Raw genomic sequence first — 16994 nt, 5'->3', positions numbered from 1 at the left:
CCATTGGGCCACCGTTCTATGGATTCCCGCGTACGCGGGAACGACGCGCTAGCTGAATACGGGATTTTACCTGAGCCGACGCGCTTTTCCCGGTTCAGAGTATTATCTCGTCCATGACTGCCAATGTGAATGAAGAACTCCAGCTTCTGCGTGCCGAGATCGCGGCGGCTGCCGCGCGTCTCATCGCCGAGGATGGCGCCGACTACAACACGGCCAAGCGCAAGGCCGCGCGGCAGATCCTGGGCGACACGCAACCGCCGCTCAACCTGCTGCCGGACAATGCGCAGATCGAGGCCGAGGTGCGGCTGTACCAGTCGCTGTTCCATGCAGACACCCAGCCGGCCCGGCTGTTCCGGCTGCGCACGCTGGCAGTCGACATCATGGAAGGCTTGCAAAAATTTCATCCGTACCTGACCGGCTCCGTATTGAATGGCACGGCCGGCCCGCACGACGATATTCATTTGCAGCTGTTTGCCGACAGTGCAAAGGAAGTGGAGATCTTCCTGCTGAACCGGAATTTGCAGATCGACATCTCGGAAACGCCGCACTTCAAGGGACCGCGTTACGGCATGGTCGAAACCGTCAGCTTCATGTGGCACAAGGAAGGCGTGCACGCTGCTTTATATGAGCTGGACGATTTGCGTGGCGCCGTCAAAACCCGCAGCGACGGCAAACTGGCCCGCGCCGACATTGCCGCCGTGCGCGCCCTATTAGTTAACAGTACTCACCCGAGTACTCACCCAAGTACCCACCCTTCATCACCATGAGCAAAAAGAACCTGCCTGTTTATATAGCTGTCGCCGTTGTGTTTGCCGCCGCCGGCGCTTACCTCGGGCTGCACAAAGAACCACCTGCGGCCGCGCCAGCCGCATCGGCTGCGGAAGCCGGCCCGGTGGCTGCCCTGTACGCGCAAACGCTGCCGGACGCCAAGGGCGTCGCCACCCCGCTGGCCCAATATAAAGGCAAGGCCATGCTGGTCAATTTCTGGGCCCCGTGGTGCGGTCCGTGCGTGCAGGAGATGCCGGAACTGTCGGCGCTGGCCGCCGGAGAAGAGGGCAAGAAGCTGCAAGTTATCGGCATCGGCATTGATTCGCCGTCAAATATCGCGGAATTTAGCGACAAATATAAAATCACCTATCCGGTGCTGGTGGCCGGCATGAGCGGCACCGAGCTGTCGCGCCAGTTCGGCAACAGCGGCGGCGGCCTGCCCTACACGGTCCTGATCGGCGCCGACGGCCAGGTCAAGAAGACCTACCTGGGCAAACTCAAATTTGACGAGCTGCGCAAAGATCTGGCAACTCTTTAAGTAGTTTCACAAGTTTTTTTCTCTTGCCAAATGTCCGCAGTTGGCGTCAAAATGCGGATCTTTCGCGGAGAAGGCTCAGGAATCATGGCAAAAAACCTCCTACTGCTCAACGGCCCCAACCTGAATTTGCTGGGGACGCGGGAGCCCGAGGTCTACGGTGCTAGCACATTGGCCGACATCGAACACGCCGCCCAGGCCCAAGCCCAGGCAGCGGGCGCGAGCTTGTCTTGTTTCCAAAGCAACCACGAAGGCGCACTGATCGACCGCATCCATGCCGCCCGTAGCGAAGGCGTGGACGCCATCGTCATCAATCCGGGCGGCCTGACCCATACCAGCGTGGCCTTGCGCGACGCCCTGGCAGGAGTGGCCATTCCGTTTGTGGAAGTGCATATTTCGAATATTTACCAGCGCGAGTCGTTTCGCCATCATTCGTTCCTGAGCGCGATCGCCAGCGGGACGATCTGCGGACTGGGTATCGAAGGATATCGGTTTGCCATCGACTTCGTCCTTAAAAAGCGATAACCTACGCGATCTGCGCGCATTTTTAGCGCGGTGACGTTCACAAGACGGCGCCGCTCACTTATATTAAAAGACATTCCTCTGGGGGTTACATGGATCTACGCAAGCTGAAGACCTTGATTGATTTGGTCGCAGAATCGGACATCGCCGAACTCGAAGTGACCGAAGGCGAAAGCAAAGTTCGCATCGTCAAATCGTCGGCCCTGCCGCAAAATCAGATGGTCATGATGCAGCCGCAAGCCATCCCGCAATACAGCGTGGGCCAGGCGCCTGCGCCTGGCGCCGCCGCGCCCGCCGCCGCCGCCCCAGCCCCAGCTGCGGCCGCCGAGCCAACCGGCCACATCGTCAAGTCGCCGATGGTCGGCACCTTCTACCGTTCGTCGGCGCCAGGCGCGGCAGCATTCGTGGAAGTGGGCCAGTCGGTCAAGGAAGGCGAGACCCTGTGCATCATCGAAGCGATGAAGCTGCTGAACGAAATCGATGCCGACAAGTCCGGCACCATCACCCAGATCCTCGTCGAAAACGGCCAGCCGGTCGAGTACGGCCAACCGCTGTTTGTGATCGGCTAAGACAGGCCAGCGCCCTCCCCATCGGCGACGGGCGCGCCTGCTTGGTCCGCAATCCCTCCTCACCTGACGCAGCCAATCGGCGCTCACAGACATAGCGAACCTATCATGTTTGAAAAAATCCTCATTGCCAACCGCGGCGAAATCGCCCTCCGTATCCAGCGCGCTTGCCGTGAACTGGGCATTAAGACGGTCGTGGTCCACTCGGAAGCGGACAAAGACGCCAAATACGTGAAGTTGGCCGATGAATCGGTCTGTATCGGTCCGGCGCCATCGTCGCTGAGCTATCTGAACATGCCAGCCATCATCAGCGCCGCGGAAGTGACCGACGCCGAAGCGATTCACCCTGGCTACGGCTTCCTGTCGGAAAACGCCGACTTCGCCGAGCGCGTGGAAAAATCCGGCTTCGTCTTCATCGGCCCGCGTTCGGAATCGATCCGCACCATGGGTGACAAGGTCACCGCCAAGCAGACCATGATCAAGGCCGGCGTGCCCTGCGTGCCGGGTTCGGAAGGCGCATTGCCGGACGATCCGAAAGCCATCGTGCAGATCGCCCGCAAGGTCGGCTACCCGGTCATCATCAAAGCCGCCGGTGGTGGTGGCGGTCGCGGCATGCGCGTGGTGCATACCGAAGCCGCGCTGATCAACGCGGTGCAGATGACCAAGACCGAAGCCGGCACCGCCTTCGGCAATCCGGAAGTCTACATGGAGAAGTACCTGGAAAATCCGCGTCACGTGGAAATCCAGATCCTCGCCGACGAACACAAAAACGCCGTCTGGCTGGGCGAACGCGACTGCTCGATGCAGCGCCGCCACCAGAAGGTGATCGAGGAAGCGCCGGCACCCGGCATTCCACGCAAGCTGATCGAAAAAGTCGGCGAACGCTGCGCCGAAGCCTGCCGCAAGATCGGCTATCGCGGCGCCGGCACCTTCGAGTTCCTGTATGAGAACGGCGAGTTCTACTTCATCGAGATGAACACCCGCGTGCAGGTCGAACACCCGGTCACCGAAATGATCACCGGCATTGACATCGTGCAGGAACAGATCCGCATCGCCTGCGGCGAGAAGCTGCGCTTCCGCCAGCGCGACGTGATGCTGTCCGGCCACGCCATCGAGTGCCGCATCAACGCCGAAGACCCGTTCAAGTTCACGCCGTCGCCAGGCCGCATCACGTCCTGGCACGTGCCGGGCGGTCCGGGCGTGCGCGTCGACTCGCACTCGTACGCAGGTTATTATGTGCCACCGCACTACGATTCGATGATCGGCAAAGTCATCACCTATGGCGCCACCCGCGAGCAGGCCATCCGCCGCATGCAGATCGCGCTGTCGGAGATGGTGGTCGAAGGCATCTCGACCAACATCCCGCTGCACCGCGAGCTGATGGTCGACGCCCGTTTCATCGAAGGCGGCACCAACATCCATTACCTTGAACAGAAACTGGCGGATATGCCGGATCTGCACAAACTGAGTTTGAAAGCGCAATAAACATGAGCTGGACTGAAATCGTCATCGAAATCGCGCGTGACCACGCTGAAGCCCTGTCCGAGGCGCTGATGGACGTGGGCGCCCTGTCGGTTTCCGTGGAAGACGCGGACGAAGGCACCGACGCGGAAAAACCGCTGTTCGGCGAGCCGGGCATGGAGCCGACCGAAGCGGCGTGGGATCACAGCCGCGTGGTCGCCCTGACCGACGAAGATGACGACCAGGCCGTGATCGTTGCGGCCGCTGCCGGCCAGATCGGCCTGACCACCCTGCCGAAGTTCACCACCCGCAAGGTGGAGGAGCAGGACTGGGTGCGTCTGACCCAGTCGCAGTTTGCGCCTATCCCGATCGGCAAGAACATCTGGGTGGTGCCGTCGTGGCACGAAGCGCCGAATCCGGACGCGCTGATCCTGGAACTCGATCCAGGCCTGGCGTTCGGCACCGGCAGCCATCCGACCACCCGTCTGTGCATGGAGTGGCTGGAAGCCAATCCGGCGCCGGGCAAAACCGTGCTGGATTACGGCTGCGGTTCCGGCATTTTGGCCATGGTGGCCAAGAAGGTTGGCGCCGGCGAAGTGGTGGGTGTGGACATCGATCCGCAAGCGATCGAGTCGGCGGCCGACAATGCCGTCCGTAACCATTGCGAGATCGAATTCTTCCTGCCGGACAGCTTCGCCGAGTCGCAGCACGCGACCCAGCGTTTCGATATCGTGGTCGCCAACATCCTGTCCAGCCCGCTGAAGCTGATGGCGCCGATGCTGTCCGGCCGCGTGGCCGACGGCGGTTCGCTGATCCTGTCGGGCGTGCTGGCGCGCCAGGCGGAAGAAGTGGCGGCGGCATATGCGCCGTTCATCAAGCTGGGCGTGTGGGCCGAGCAAGAAGGCTGGGTGGCGCTGCATGGCCGCCTGGGTAGCGATACCGTTCCGCCTGCACGCTCGGAACAATAAGCGCAGCATCAATGGCGCTCGCCACTAAATGCCCCCACTGCAACACGGTATTTCGGGTCGCTCATGACCAGCTGAAATTACGTGGGGGCATAGTGCGCTGTGGCGCCTGTAATGAAGTCTTTGACGGCAACGCGGCCCTGCTGGAGCCGCCGACGCCACTCCCGGTTTCCCCTCTCCCGGCAGCGACTCCCTTCGACCAGAAAATGGCCGCGCTCGACACGCGCGCCGCCGAAGTGCTGGCCGCCGAGGAAGCTGAACCGCTGCTGGAACTCGATACGGTCGAGCCGGCAGAACCAGACGATATGCCAGCACTGGCCGAAGCTGAGCCAGAGCCAGAGCCTGAAGCCAAGCCGGAGCCGGAGCCCGAACCTGAGCCCGCGCTGGATGAAGACACGCCAACGCCCTTCCCGCTGCCAGCCGAGCCAGCCATGCTTTCGGCCGACCGCGACGCCCTGTTCGACCTCGATCTGGACATGGAATCCGAGCCGGACCTGGAAGCGAGCATTGATCCCGAACTCGCGCCGCAACCGCTGCTGGATGACGTCATCAGCGCCGACACCCTGAGCGACGCCGAACTGGAAGCCGCGCTGGAAGCCGAACTGGCCGTGATGGAGCAATCGCTGGGCGACGTCCAGCACGACGCCGACGGCCTGCCCATCTCCGCCGACCACGACAACCTGCCCGGCGGCCGCCGCGAACCGACCTGGGACGAACCGCCGCTGGAGGAGCTGCAAGCCGGCGCCGGTCCCGGCGTCAGCGCCGCCTTCGCAGCCGCCGCCGATGCCGTCTTCGCCGCCGAAGCCGAAGACAGCCGCGCCGCCGACGACAACGACGATGCGCCAACTGCGCCGCCGCCGACGCCACCCGCCGTCCGCTCCCTGCGCGACGACGAACTGGAAGAAGTCGACGAAGAGGCCCTGGTTCAGCTGTCCAGCGCCGGCATGTCGCAAGCGCAAAGCACCAGCGCACACGCCTACCTGCGCGCCGCCAGCGCCGACGAATCGCCGGCCCACGAAGACCACGCCGAACCGGACGAACCAGGCTTCGTCAAACGCGACCGCCAGCGCCGGAAGTACGGCAAAGCCGCCACCATCGCCATGAGCCTCGGCTCGGTGCTGCTGGTGGGCGCCCTGTTCGGCCAGGCCATCACCACCTTCCGCAACACGCTGGCCGCCGCCATGCCGCCGCTGAAACCGGCGCTGACGGCCGCCTGCACGGCGCTCGGCTGCAAGATCGAACTGCCGACGCAAATCGACGACCTCACCATCGAACAGGGCGAACTGCAAACGCTGAGCGAGACCGCGTTCTCCTTCGCCACCCTGCTGCGCAACCAGAGCGCCACCGCGCAAGCCTGGCCGTCGATCGAACTGACGCTGGACGACGCCAACGACAAACGCATCCTGCGCCGCGTGTTTACGCCGCGCGACTATCTGAGCGCCGACGTGGCCGTCGACAAAGGATTCGCCCCGCATACCGAACAAGCCGTTAAACTCTACTTTGAACTCCACGATCTGAAAGCATCCGGCTATCACATCGCCGTCTTCTACCCTTAAAGACCTATCATGACCCAGACCTCTTTGATTTGCGGCTCGATCGCCATCGACACCATCCTGAGCTTCCCGAACCGCTTCGACAGCATCCTGCTGGCGGACCAGCTGCACAAGGTGAACGTGTCGTTCCTGGCGCCGACCATGCGCACGGAATTCGGCGGCTGCGCGCCCAACATCGCCTACAACCTGCAACTGCTGGGCGGATCGCCGCGCATCGTCGGCGTCATGGGTCAGGACAACGCCGCCTACATGGCGCGCTTCCGCAAACTGGGTCTGTCCACCGACAACATCCTGATCAAGGAAGACGCCTACAACGCCCAGTGCTTCGTCACCGCCGACCAGGATAACAACCAGATCAACGCCTTCCACCCGGGCGCCATGTCGTACGCGCACGAGAATGACATCGCCAAGGCCGGCCCGGCGCGCATCGCCATCATCTCGCCGGACGGTCACCTGGGCATGAAGAAGCACGCCGTCGACCTGGCCGACCTGCAGATCCCGTTCATCTTCGATCCGGGCCAGCAGCTGCCGATGTTCAATGGCGAAGAGCTGATTGAATTCATCGACAAAGCCACCTACGTGACCACCAACGATTACGAAATCGAGCTGCTGACCGAGCGCACCGGCCTGACGCAGGCGGACATCGCCAGCCGCGTGGAAGCGCTGATCATCACGCGTGGCGAGCAGGGTTCGGAGATTTACACCAAGGGCCAGCGCATCGACATCCCGGCCGTGCCGGTGGCGGAAGCGCTGGATCCAACCGGTTGCGGCGACGCCTATCGCGCCGGTCTGCTGTTCGGCATCACCAATGGCTGGAGCTGGGAGACCACCGGCCGCCTCGCCAGTTTGCTGGGCGCGATCAAGATCGCCCATCGCGGCGCGCAGAATCACAGCTTCACGGCGGCGGAAATCGCCGACAAGTTCGAAGCAGCCTTCGGCTACCGCTTCTAACCCGCACCGCGTCAAGCCTGGGGTCTGACCCCGTACGGGGTCAGACCCCGCTGTACCTGGGTAAAAAAAGGCAGGCCAATGACCTGCCTTTGCTTTTGACGTCGGCGTAAATCATCAATGCCCGCTAAACGCCACACCGAGCAGCAGCTGCGCGATCTGCAGCAGGATGATCGCCACCAGCAGCGACAGATCCAGATTCCCCACCAGCGGCACCACGCGACGGATAGGCCGCAGCAGCGGTTCATTCAGCGCGCGCACGAACGGCGCCAGCGGCGCATGCGGATTGACCCAGCTGAAGATCGCCTCGACCACCAGCAGCGCCATGAAACCGTACAGTATCCATTCCAGGAAGCGCTGCACCGCCGCCAGCAGCACCAACTGTGCTGGCCAGCCAGCCAAAAACATCACCGACGTCGCCGCCAGCACGATCACAAACGCGCCAATCAAACTGGCCCAGTCATAGCCGCCCACGCCCGGCACGATGCGCCGCAGCGGCCGCACCAGCCAGTCCGACAATTGGAAGGTGAACTGCGCCACCGACGACGGTGGCCGCACGCGGATCGCCTGCATCCAGAAACGCAGCAGCAAGGCGCCGCCCAGCAGCACAGCGATGGCGTCGACAATCAACTTGAGAATACTAATCAGCACGGAACCCCTCCAATAAAAAAGCCGCTGTGTGATTGTCTCACACAGCGGCCATTTGCCTTAGCAGGCGTCCAAGCGTTAGCTTAGGACGGACGCGTGCTGGTTGGGAACGGCCATGCAGCGGCCGGCGCCAGAACGGTTTTCGCAGCTGGAGCAGCAGCGGCCGGAGCGGCAGCTGGAGCAGGAGCGGCGGCTGGTTTAGCGGCTTCCTTTTTTGGAGCAGCTTTTTTCGGCGCAGCTTTTTTCACTTCTGGCTTGGCGGCTGGAGCAGTTGCTGCTGGAGCGGCTGCTGGTGCTGCGGCCGGAGCGGCGGCTGGCTTGGCGGCTGGTTTAGCAGCTTTCTTGACAGCTGGTTTAGCGGCTGGCTTGGCAGCGACTTTAGCAGCTGGCTTGGCGCTCGACTTCGCAGTCGAGGCTTTAACTGGCTTTTTTGCTGCTGGCTTAGCCGCGACCTTTGCAGCCGGCTTGGCTGCTGCTTTTACTGCTGGTTTTTTGGCAGCGACTTTAGCAGCTGGCTTGGCAACGGCTTTTTTAGCTGCTGGCTTGGCGGCAGTTTTGGCAGCTACTTTTTTAGCAGCTGGTTTAGCAGCGACTTTTTTCGCTGCTGGTTTAGCGGCGACTTTTTTAGCGGCTGGCTTGGCGGCGGCTTTGGCAACGGTCTTTTTCGCTGCTGGTTTAGCGGCTACTTTTTTGGCTGCTGGCTTGGCGGCGACTTTTTTCGCTGCTGGTTTAGCGGCGGCTTTAGCGACGGTTTTCTTGGCTGCTGGCTTAGCGGCGACTTTTTTCGCTGCTGGCTTGGCTGCTGCTTTAGCTGCTGGTTTTGCTGCTACTTTAGCGACAGCTTTTTTAGCGACCGGCTTGGCGGCGGCTTTTTTCGCTGCCGGTTTAGCGGCGACTTTAGCTGCTGGTTTAGCGGCGGCTTTTTTCACTGCTGGTTTAGCGGCAGCTTTTTTCACTGCTGGCTTGGCAGCAGCTTTGGCGGCTGGCTTGGCAGCGGCTTTGGCAGCAACTGGTTTTTTTGCAGGCGCAGCTGCTTTAGCGGCGGTGGTTTTTTTTGCTGGTGCGGCAGCTTTCTTAGCTGCTGGTTTCTTTGCGGCGGTAGCCATGTTTAGTTCTCCTTCATCGGGGATGGGAAAAAATTCATTACAAGATTTAAACCCGTCCGACCCGGAATTGGGCCAGGCGAATTATTCATCGGCGCAAACCAACGCGGTTTGCGCTAATGAATTCGGCACTAGCTGAACTGCTGCATCTCCTCACAAGTGCAGCGCTTCAGCCATCGATCCACCCGCTCTCCATAGCTGGAACAGCGTGCGGACACAAATCTTGTCGCGACGTTTTGCGGTGGTCCGGGCGTGTACTCAGCTCCAGGAACCTGCGTCGCAGCCACGTCGCGGTTTTCGTTTTCAAACAAAAAACCGCCCGGCCTGAATCAGATCAGGCAAGACGGTTGAACAAAAACGACGACGTGGTCTTGTGCATATGGTGTGAATCTATATCCCGTGTTCGGTCTTCACTGCTCGGTCTTCACTACGTGGTGCGCACTTCTCAAATTTCAACGCACTTTTAAACACGTATTTTCAATTTCGTAAAGTACACGAAAACCTCATCGTTACGCAACCGGCACGTTAGATATTCGCGCGCTTTTTATCGACTTACGCTCGCCATCTCACATTCACATGCCGCTTCAACGTACTCGTTTGCGTCACCGCGCACTCTTCACGCGCGCTCAATCGGGTTCGGGAAGTGCCGCGCGCGTCGCGCCGGAAAAATCGCACTTCAAAGTAAGCCTTATGCTGCCTGGGTTTCTTCGACGCCGCCGTTTTTGGCTGAACAATCGCATCACCCGCTTCCGAATCCGAGAGCGCTTGCGCATCGCGTACGCGCCGCAACCACTCGCTGTTTTTAATTCGTCGCGATTATGAGACAGAGTAAGGCGAATAGCAAGCGGAATACAGCGGTGCACCGCATCGCGCCTGCGTTTTAGAGGAGGTGATCGAACGCCGATCGCGCCTCGAAATGCGCGCGCGTGGCGATGTAAATCGGCGTTAAGGCAAGCCGCGACAGGCGGCGTTTGAAATGCGGCGACGCCTAGCCGGCGTCTTCCGACTTACGGTGGACCATCCATTGGTTCATGTCGGAAGCCATCCGTTTGAGCAGGCGCGCGAGGTCGCGGCGCTCGGCGTTGGTCCAATCGGCCATCAACTCGCCGACCAGTTCTTCGCGCATGCGGTCGATGGCGTCGGCCATCTCGCGCCCCGCTTGCGTCACCTCTGCCTCGCGCACCCGCTTGTCGCGCGTGCCGGCACGGCGCACCACCAGACCCAGTTCGTCCAGCCGCGCCACCTGGCGGCTGACGGTGGTGTAGTCGCGTCCCACCACATCGGCCAGCTCCACCACGCCGATCGGACCGCGGCGGTCGATGCGCACCAGCAGAGGAAGCAGCGCGCGTTCGAGCGGCATGGCCATCTCGGACATCAGGGTGACGTCGGGCTCGGGGCGGCTCATGAAGCCGATGATGTCGAGCAGCGCGTCATGCATTTCGCGGATATCTTTATTCATATGTGCATTGTACACATAATTATTGACACGATTTTAGGGGCGGAATATTATGTGCAAAATACACATATCAAGGAGCACCTGATGAATACAGACGTTCTGATTTGCGGCGCCGGCGCGGCCGGCCTGACACTGGCGATCGACCTGGCGCGCCGCCACATTCCTTTCGTGCTGATCGACCAGGCGGAGACGCCGTTCGCCGGTTCGCGCGGCAAAGGCATCCAGCCACGCACGCTGGAAATCTTCGAAGCGCTGGACGTCGCCGACCGCATGATCGCCGCCGGCGGCTACTATCCAGCCCAGCGCCACTACGCCGCCGACGGCAGCTACCGCGATGAAGCCAGCATCGCCGCCAACGCCGCCACGCCGGCCGAACCTTACGGCCAGCCGCTGATGCTGCCCCAGCATCTGACCGAAGGCATACTGCGCGCGCGGCTGGCGGAGCTGGGCCATGCGCCGCGCTACGGTCACGCGCTGACCGGCTTTGAACAGAGTGACTGCGCAGTCACCGCGCGCGTGACGTCGGCGGCCGGCGAGATCGTGGTGCGGGCGCGCTACCTGATCGGCGCCGATGGTGGCCGCAGCTTGGTGCGCAAAACGCTGGCCATCGACTTTCCTGGCGAGTCGCTGAATGCGCGCGCGGTAGTGGCCGACCTGTCGCTCAGCGGTCTGACGCGCGACGTGTGGCATCGCTGGGGAAGCGGCTCGAAGCAGATCAGCCTCTGTCCTTTGCAGGGCACCGAGTTGTTCCAATTGCAGATGCCGATCCCGCTCGACGGCGCGTTCGATCTGTCGGACGCCGGTCTCGCCGCCGTCATCGCCGAGCGCACCGGCCGTCCGGATATCCAAGTGCATGCGGTGCATTGGCGCTCCGACTACGCGATGAGCGCGCGGCTAGCAGAGCGCTACCGAGTCGGCCGCGTGCTCCTCGCCGGCGATGCGGCGCACGTGCATCCGCCAACCGGCGGCCAGGGACTGAACACCAGCGTGCAGGATGCGTGGAACCTCGGCTGGAAACTGGCGGCGGTGCTGCACGGCGCCGACGACGCTCTGCTCGACACTTATGAAGCGGAGCGTCGAGCGATCGCCGCCGAAATGCTGGGCATGTCGACGCAGCTGCTGGACGCCGCCCGCCAACGCGGCGACCTGCGACGCGGACGCGAACAGCAGCAGCTGGATCTCGGCTATCCAGATTCATCACTGTCGCTCGACGAACGTAACGATGACGCACCACTGCGCGCCGGCTACCGCGCACCGGACGCGCCATGCGTCGGCGCCGGTGGCCAGCCGCTGCGTTTGTTTTCGCTATTGAAATCGGGAGATTGGATAATGCTGCGCTATGAGCCGGACGCAAACGTCACGCCGTCGATCGCGCCGCGCCGCAGCCTGCGCATCGTGACCGTCGGCCAGCACGCCGAACTGCGCGACCAAGAGAACCACCTGCGCACCGCCTACGCTTTCACCCCCGGCGACATCGCCCTGCTCCGCCCCGACGGCTACCTCGCCGCCCTCTCCCACGACGAACACAGTCCCGTGCTGAAGGAATACATCGATCGCCTAGTGCGTTAGCTCGTACGGCTTCCGCTCAATCTGGCGACGCAGCTCCATCACGCCCCAGTAGTCGGCAGCACTTTGCTGAGCATAATACATACGAGCCGCTTCCGACTTCATGGGAATCAGCAGTACAAAATGGCTCCAGCTCAATTGTCGCATCAGTGGTGCGACAATTTCCGCTCTGGAAAACGCCTGTGAAAACTGCACCATCCGCCGCAGATTCTGCACCTCAAAACCCCGGCCAAACTCCCGCTCAAGCCGCTCGCCCAATCGCTTCATCAGTTGCACGCCATACCGGGCCCGCTCTCCTGCAAGCACCTCTACAGACAACCGCCGCCCTACGCTCCAATAAAGCTGGCTCAGCTCTGCATTAACCGTTACGGCCAAGCGCTGCCGGCTGGAGGCAATCAGCGCGCGCAGCTCCGCATGCAAAGACTCCAGCTCTTTTGCCAGTACCCCTTCAGAGTTATCCATAGTCGTTCTCCCCGGTGGCTACACCAGAGATCACTCTTACGCCCAGCCGCAAAACCGATATTGATCTACCCCAAATGAAAAAGCCCCGCAATGCGGGGCTTGAGGAGGTGCGACTGGGGATTAATCCCAGTTTAGCGCGCCGCCGGTCTGGTATTCGATGACGCGGGTTTCGAAGAAGTTACGCTCTTTCTTCAGATCGATCATCTCGCTCATCCATGGGAATGGATTTTCTTCCTGATCGAACAGCGTTTCCAGGCCGATCTGGGTAGCGCGGCGGTTGGCGATGAAGCGCAGGTAGCCTTTGAACATGGTGGCGTTCAGGCCCAGCACGCCGCGTGGCATGGTGTCTTCGGCGTAGGCGTACTCCAGATCCACCGCCTGCAGGAACAGCTGCTTGATCTCTTCCTTGAACGCAGGCGTCCACAGCAGCGGGTTTTCCATCTTGATGGTGTTGATCAGGTCGATGCCGAAGTTGCAGTGCATCGATTCGTCGCGCAGGATGTACTGGTACTGCTCGGCGGCGCCCATCATCTTGTTCTGGCGGCCCAGCGCCAGGATCTGGGTGAAGCCGACGTAGAAGAACAAGCCTTCCATCAGGCAGGCGAACACGATCAGCGATTTCAGCAGTTTCTGGTCGTTTTCCACGGTGCCGGTGGTGAAGGCCGGGTCGGTCAGCGTGTCGATGAACGGGATCAGGAACTCGTCCTTGTCACGGATCGATTTGACTTCGTTGTAGGCGTTGAAGATCTCCTGCTCGTCCAGGCCCAGCGATTCGACGATGTACTGGTAGGCGTGGGTGTGGATCGCTTCCTCGAATGCCTGGCGCAGCAGGTACTGGCGGCACTCCGGCGCGGTGATGTGGCGATAGGTGCCCAGCACGATGTTGTTGGCGGCCAGCGAGTCGGCGGTGACGAAGAAGCCCAGGTTGCGCTTCACCAGACGACGCTCGTCGTCGGTCAGGCCGTTCGGGTTCTTCCACAGCTCGATGTCGCGCTGCATGTTGACTTCCTGCGGCATCCAGTGGTTGGCGCAGCCGGCCAGGTATTTGTCCCAGGCCCATTTGTACTTGAACGGCACCAGCTGGTTGACGTCGGTTTTGCCGTTGATGATGCGCTTGTCGTCGGCGTTGACGCGCAGCGCGACTTGCTCAGCCGTGCCTTCGCTTTCCAGCGCGGCTTGGTTGATGGCTTTTTTGGCCGGTGCGGCCTCTTCGTCCCAGGACAGCGACATAGTTAATTCCTTCTAAATTCTATCTGTATATATTAGTACCTCCGTCATTCCCGCGCAGGCGGGAATCCATACTTAGCATGGATCCCCGCCTGCGCGGGGACGACGGTGGGATTTATTGGCAGGCTTCGCATTCCTCGAAACCGTCGTCGCCTGGACGCAGGTAGCAGGCTTCGCCATCGGCTTCGGCCGTCACGGCTGCGGCTGCAACCGGAGCGACTGGCGCCGGGGCGGCCGCTTTGGCGCTGGCCGACATGCCGCCGTCCACCGCCACCGCGTTCAGCGCGCCGGTCTTGGAAGTCGACTTCTCGGTATGGGTGGCCGAGGTGGTGCGCAGGTAGTAGGTGGTTTTCAGGCCACGCAGCCAGGCCAGCTTGTAGGTCTCGTCCAGTTTCTTGCCCGAAGCGCCAGCCATGTAGATGTTCAGCGATTGGGCCTGATCGATCCACTTCTGACGGCGCGAAGCCGCTTCCACCAGCCAGCTTGGCGACACTTCAAAGGCGGTGGCGTAGATGTCGCGCAGGTCGTTCGGGATGCGGTCGATCTTGGCCAGCGAGCCGTCGAAGTATTTCAGGTCGGCGATCATCACTTCGTCCCACAGGTCACGCGCCTTCAGGTCGCGCACCAGGTAGGCGTTGATTTCGGTGAACTCGCCCGACAGGTTCGATTTCACGTACAGGTTCTGGAAGGTCGGTTCGATGCAAGCCGACACGCCGATGATGTTCGAAATGGTCGCGGTCGGCGCGATTGCCACGCAGTTCGAGTTACGCATGCCGAACTTGGCGATGCGCTCGCGCACCGGGGTCCAGTCCATGGCCGACGACAGGTCTTGCTCCAGATAGCCGCCGCGCTCTTCGGCCAGCAGCTTGATCGAGTCCTGCGGCAGGATGCCGCGATCCCACAGCGAACCCTTGTACGACGCGTAGTGGCCGCGTTCTTCCGCCAGTTCGGTCGACGCCAGATAGGCGTAGTAGCAGACGGCTTCCATCGAGGTATCGGCGAACTGCACCGATTCCATCGACGAGAACGGCACGCGCATCATGTGCAGGCAGTCCTGGAAGCCCATCACGCCCAGGCCGACCGGACGGTGACGCATATTGGCGTTACGTGCTTTTTCGACGGCGTAGTAGTTGATATCGATGACGTTATCCAGCATGCGCATGGCGGTGCGGATGGTCTTCTGCAGCTTGACGTGGTCCAGCTTGCCTTCTTTCATGTGCGCCGGCAGGTTGACCGAGCCCAGGTTGCAGACCGCGATTTCGTCCGGACCGGTGTTCAGCGTGATCTCGGTGCACAGGTTCGAGCTGTGCACCATGCCCACGTGCGACTGCGGCGAACGGATGTTGCATGGGTCTTTGAAGGTGATCCATGGGTGGCCGGTTTCAAACAGCATCGACAGCATCTTGCGCCACAGGTCCAGCGCCTGGATTTTCTTGAACACGCGGATTTCGCCGGCGGCGGCCTTGGCTTCATAGCCCAGGTAGGCTTTCTCGAAAGCCTTGCCGACCAGGTCGTGCAGGTCCGGGGTGTCGGATGGCGAGAACAGGGTCCACTCGCCTTTTTCCATCACGCGCTTCATGAACATGTCCGGAATCCAGTTGGCGGTGTTCATGTCGTGGGTGCGGCGGCGGTCGTCGCCGGTGTTTTTACGCAGGTCCAGGAACTCTTCGATGTCCATGTGCCAGGTTTCCAGGTAGGCGCAGACCGCGCCCTTGCGCTTGCCGCCCTGGTTGACCGCCACGGCGGTGTCATTGACCACTTTCAGGAACGGCACCACACCTTGCGACTTGCCGTTGGTGCCCTTGATGTGGGCGCCCAGTGCACGGACTGGCGTCCAGTCGTTGCCCAGACCGCCGGCGAATTTCGCCAGCAGCGCGTTTTCTTTAATCGCGTCGTAGATGCCTTCCAGGTCGTCCGAGACGGTGGTCAGGTAGCACGACGACAGCTGCGAACGCAGGGTGCCCGAGTTGAACAGGGTCGGCGTCGACGACATGAAGTCGAAGGTCGACAGCAGGTTGTAGAACTCGATGGCGCGTGCTTCGCGGTCGCTTTCGTTCAGGGCCAGGCCCATGGCGACGCGCATGTAGAACGCCTGCGGCATTTCGATGCGGGTGTCGCGGATGTGCAGGAAGTAGCGGTCGTACAGGGTTTGCAGGCCGATGTAGCCGAATTGCAGGTCGCGGTCGGCCACCAGGGCTTTCGACAGGCGCGCCAGGTCGAACTCGCCCAGTTTGGTGTCCAGCAGCTCGGCGGCGATACCTTTGGCGATATATTGCGGGAAGTAGGTCACGTACTCGGCGGCGGCGTTGGCTTGCGCCACTTCCTTGCCGAAGACTTCTTTACGAATCGTGTGCAGCAGGATGCGGGCGGTCACTTGCGAATAAGCCGGGTCCTTTTCCATCAGCGCGCGGGCAGCCAGGATGGCGGATTTGTGCAGCTCTTCGACCGGCACGCCGTCGTACAGGTTTTTCAGGGTTTCAGCGACGATGGCGTCGGCATCCACGTGTTTTTCCAGGCCGATGCAGGCAGCATTGATCAGGCCGGTAACGCGCGACAGTTCCAGCGGCTTGCGCTCGCCGTTTTCCAGCACGCTGATTTGTGGCGCATTGACGGTGGCGGCGGCGCCCTGGGCTTCCTTGGCGGCGCGGCGCTCTTCCATGTGCTTGGCGCGATACAGCACGTAAGCGCGGGCGACGTCATGTTCACCCGAGCGCATCAGCGCCAGTTCCACCTGGTCCTGCACGTCTTCGATATGGAAGGTGCCGCCGGATGGCTGGCGGCGCACCAGGGCGGCGACCACGCTGGCGGTCAGCTCTTCCACCAGTTCGCGGATACGGGCCGAGGCGGCGCCCTGGCCACCGTTGACGGCCAGGAAGGCCTTGGTCACGGCCACTGCAATTTTCGACGGTTCAAACGCGACGACCGCGCCGTTACGGCGGATGATGCGGTAATCACCGAGCGCGCTGGCAGCGACGGCTGGGCTGCTGGCGGTGCTCGCAGCGGCGGCTGGTACCACCGCTGGGTTGATGGTGATGTCTTGAGTAGATTGCATTTAAGCTCCCCGATAACAACGTGCAGTCAGTGCTGCGCCGCGTGTGTAGTGTAAAAAAACCGTGTTAAACCGACCAGGCATAGTTGCCACCAGTTTAAGATTCAGTGTCTTGCGAACCACTAGATCTAGTGACAGGCCAGAACCTATCCACTGATTGTAGTG

At 61.5% G+C, this 16994-nt stretch carries 15 protein-coding genes; 9 read left to right on the top strand and 6 right to left on the bottom strand.

Annotation, left to right across the window (positions count from 1 at the left end; genetic code table 11):
- Window positions 1-113: 113 nt before the first annotated feature.
- The 8 genes from GTP55_RS09320 to GTP55_RS09285 all read left to right on the top strand — a co-directional run bounded on the left by GTP55_RS09320 (window position 114) and on the right by GTP55_RS09285 (window position 7321).
- Entirely contained in the window at window positions 114-767 is a 654-nt protein-coding gene (locus GTP55_RS09320) for a hypothetical protein (RefSeq protein WP_161044668.1), read from the top strand.
- Window positions 764-1306 carry a TlpA family protein disulfide reductase gene (locus tag GTP55_RS09315; RefSeq protein WP_161044667.1) on the top strand — a complete coding sequence of 181 codons (543 nt, stop codon included), beginning with the start codon at window positions 764-766 and terminating at the stop codon, window positions 1304-1306. Before GTP55_RS09320 ends, GTP55_RS09315 begins: the two co-directional genes overlap by 4 nt.
- An 84-nt stretch (window positions 1307-1390) precedes the next feature.
- Entirely contained in the window at window positions 1391-1828 is a 438-nt protein-coding gene (gene aroQ, locus GTP55_RS09310) for a type II 3-dehydroquinate dehydratase (RefSeq protein WP_161044666.1), read from the top strand.
- Window positions 1829-1917: 89 nt separating this feature from the next.
- A complete protein-coding gene (accB, locus tag GTP55_RS09305) occupies window positions 1918-2394 on the top strand; it encodes an acetyl-CoA carboxylase biotin carboxyl carrier protein (protein WP_161044665.1) in 477 nt (158 codons plus the stop codon).
- Between the two features lie 105 nt (window positions 2395-2499).
- Window positions 2500-3876 carry an acetyl-CoA carboxylase biotin carboxylase subunit gene (gene accC, locus GTP55_RS09300; RefSeq protein WP_110845181.1) on the top strand — a complete coding sequence of 459 codons (1377 nt, stop codon included), beginning with the start codon at window positions 2500-2502 and terminating at the stop codon, window positions 3874-3876.
- Between the two features lie 2 nt (window positions 3877-3878).
- Complete coding sequence (gene prmA, locus GTP55_RS09295; RefSeq protein ID WP_110845182.1) at window positions 3879-4820, top strand: 50S ribosomal protein L11 methyltransferase; 942 nt, start codon at window positions 3879-3881, stop codon at window positions 4818-4820.
- An 11-nt stretch (window positions 4821-4831) separates the two neighbouring features.
- Window positions 4832-6373 (top strand): DUF3426 domain-containing protein, encoded by a 1542-nt coding sequence (locus GTP55_RS09290; protein WP_161044664.1) that lies wholly within the window; start codon window positions 4832-4834, stop codon window positions 6371-6373.
- A gap of 9 nt (window positions 6374-6382) precedes the next feature.
- On the top strand, window positions 6383-7321 hold the full coding sequence (locus GTP55_RS09285) for a carbohydrate kinase family protein (RefSeq protein WP_161044663.1): 939 nt from the start codon (window positions 6383-6385) through the stop codon (window positions 7319-7321).
- Between the two features lie 114 nt (window positions 7322-7435).
- Here GTP55_RS09285 and GTP55_RS09280 read toward each other — a convergent pair whose 3' ends face one another.
- The 3 genes from GTP55_RS09280 to GTP55_RS09270 all read right to left on the bottom strand — a co-directional run bounded on the left by GTP55_RS09280 (window position 7436) and on the right by GTP55_RS09270 (window position 10528).
- On the bottom strand, window positions 7436-7969 hold the full coding sequence (locus GTP55_RS09280) for a YggT family protein (protein WP_371868311.1): 534 nt from the start codon (window positions 7967-7969) through the stop codon (window positions 7436-7438).
- 80 nt (window positions 7970-8049) lie between these two features.
- Window positions 8050-9072, bottom strand: coding sequence for a transcriptional regulator (locus GTP55_RS09275; RefSeq protein ID WP_161044662.1), 1023 nt, complete (start codon window positions 9070-9072; stop codon window positions 8050-8052).
- 985 nt (window positions 9073-10057) lie between these two features.
- A complete protein-coding gene (locus GTP55_RS09270) occupies window positions 10058-10528 on the bottom strand; it encodes a MarR family winged helix-turn-helix transcriptional regulator (protein ID WP_229257843.1) in 471 nt (156 codons plus the stop codon).
- Window positions 10529-10609: 81 nt separating this feature from the next.
- Here GTP55_RS09270 and GTP55_RS09265 point away from each other — a divergent pair, with 81 nt between their 5' ends.
- Window positions 10610-12094 carry an FAD-dependent oxidoreductase gene (locus tag GTP55_RS09265; RefSeq protein WP_161044661.1) on the top strand — a complete coding sequence of 495 codons (1485 nt, stop codon included), beginning with the start codon at window positions 10610-10612 and terminating at the stop codon, window positions 12092-12094.
- Here GTP55_RS09265 and GTP55_RS09260 read toward each other — a convergent pair.
- The 3 genes from GTP55_RS09260 to GTP55_RS09250 all read right to left on the bottom strand — a co-directional run bounded on the left by GTP55_RS09260 (window position 12083) and on the right by GTP55_RS09250 (window position 16832).
- The gene (locus GTP55_RS09260; RefSeq protein WP_161044660.1) at window positions 12083-12553 is read right to left on the bottom strand and encodes a DUF1016 N-terminal domain-containing protein; all 471 of its coding nucleotides are present in this window, start codon (window positions 12551-12553) and stop codon (window positions 12083-12085) included. The two genes, GTP55_RS09265 and GTP55_RS09260, sit on opposite strands and share 12 nt — an antisense overlap.
- 120 nt (window positions 12554-12673) lie before the next feature.
- The gene (locus GTP55_RS09255) at window positions 12674-13783 is read right to left on the bottom strand and encodes a ribonucleotide-diphosphate reductase subunit beta (RefSeq protein ID WP_161044659.1); all 1110 of its coding nucleotides are present in this window, start codon (window positions 13781-13783) and stop codon (window positions 12674-12676) included.
- A 112-nt stretch (window positions 13784-13895) separates the two neighbouring features.
- On the bottom strand, window positions 13896-16832 hold the full coding sequence (locus GTP55_RS09250) for a ribonucleoside-diphosphate reductase subunit alpha (RefSeq protein WP_161044658.1): 2937 nt from the start codon (window positions 16830-16832) through the stop codon (window positions 13896-13898).
- Window positions 16833-16994: the final 162 nt, after the last annotated feature.

The organism is Duganella margarita, from assembly GCF_009857535.1.
In the GTDB taxonomy this organism is placed as follows: Bacteria; Pseudomonadota; Gammaproteobacteria; order Burkholderiales; family Burkholderiaceae_D; genus Rugamonas; species Rugamonas margarita.
The sequence above is the reverse complement of the archived record's forward strand: the minus strand, read 5'-3'. Positions and strand labels throughout refer to the sequence as shown.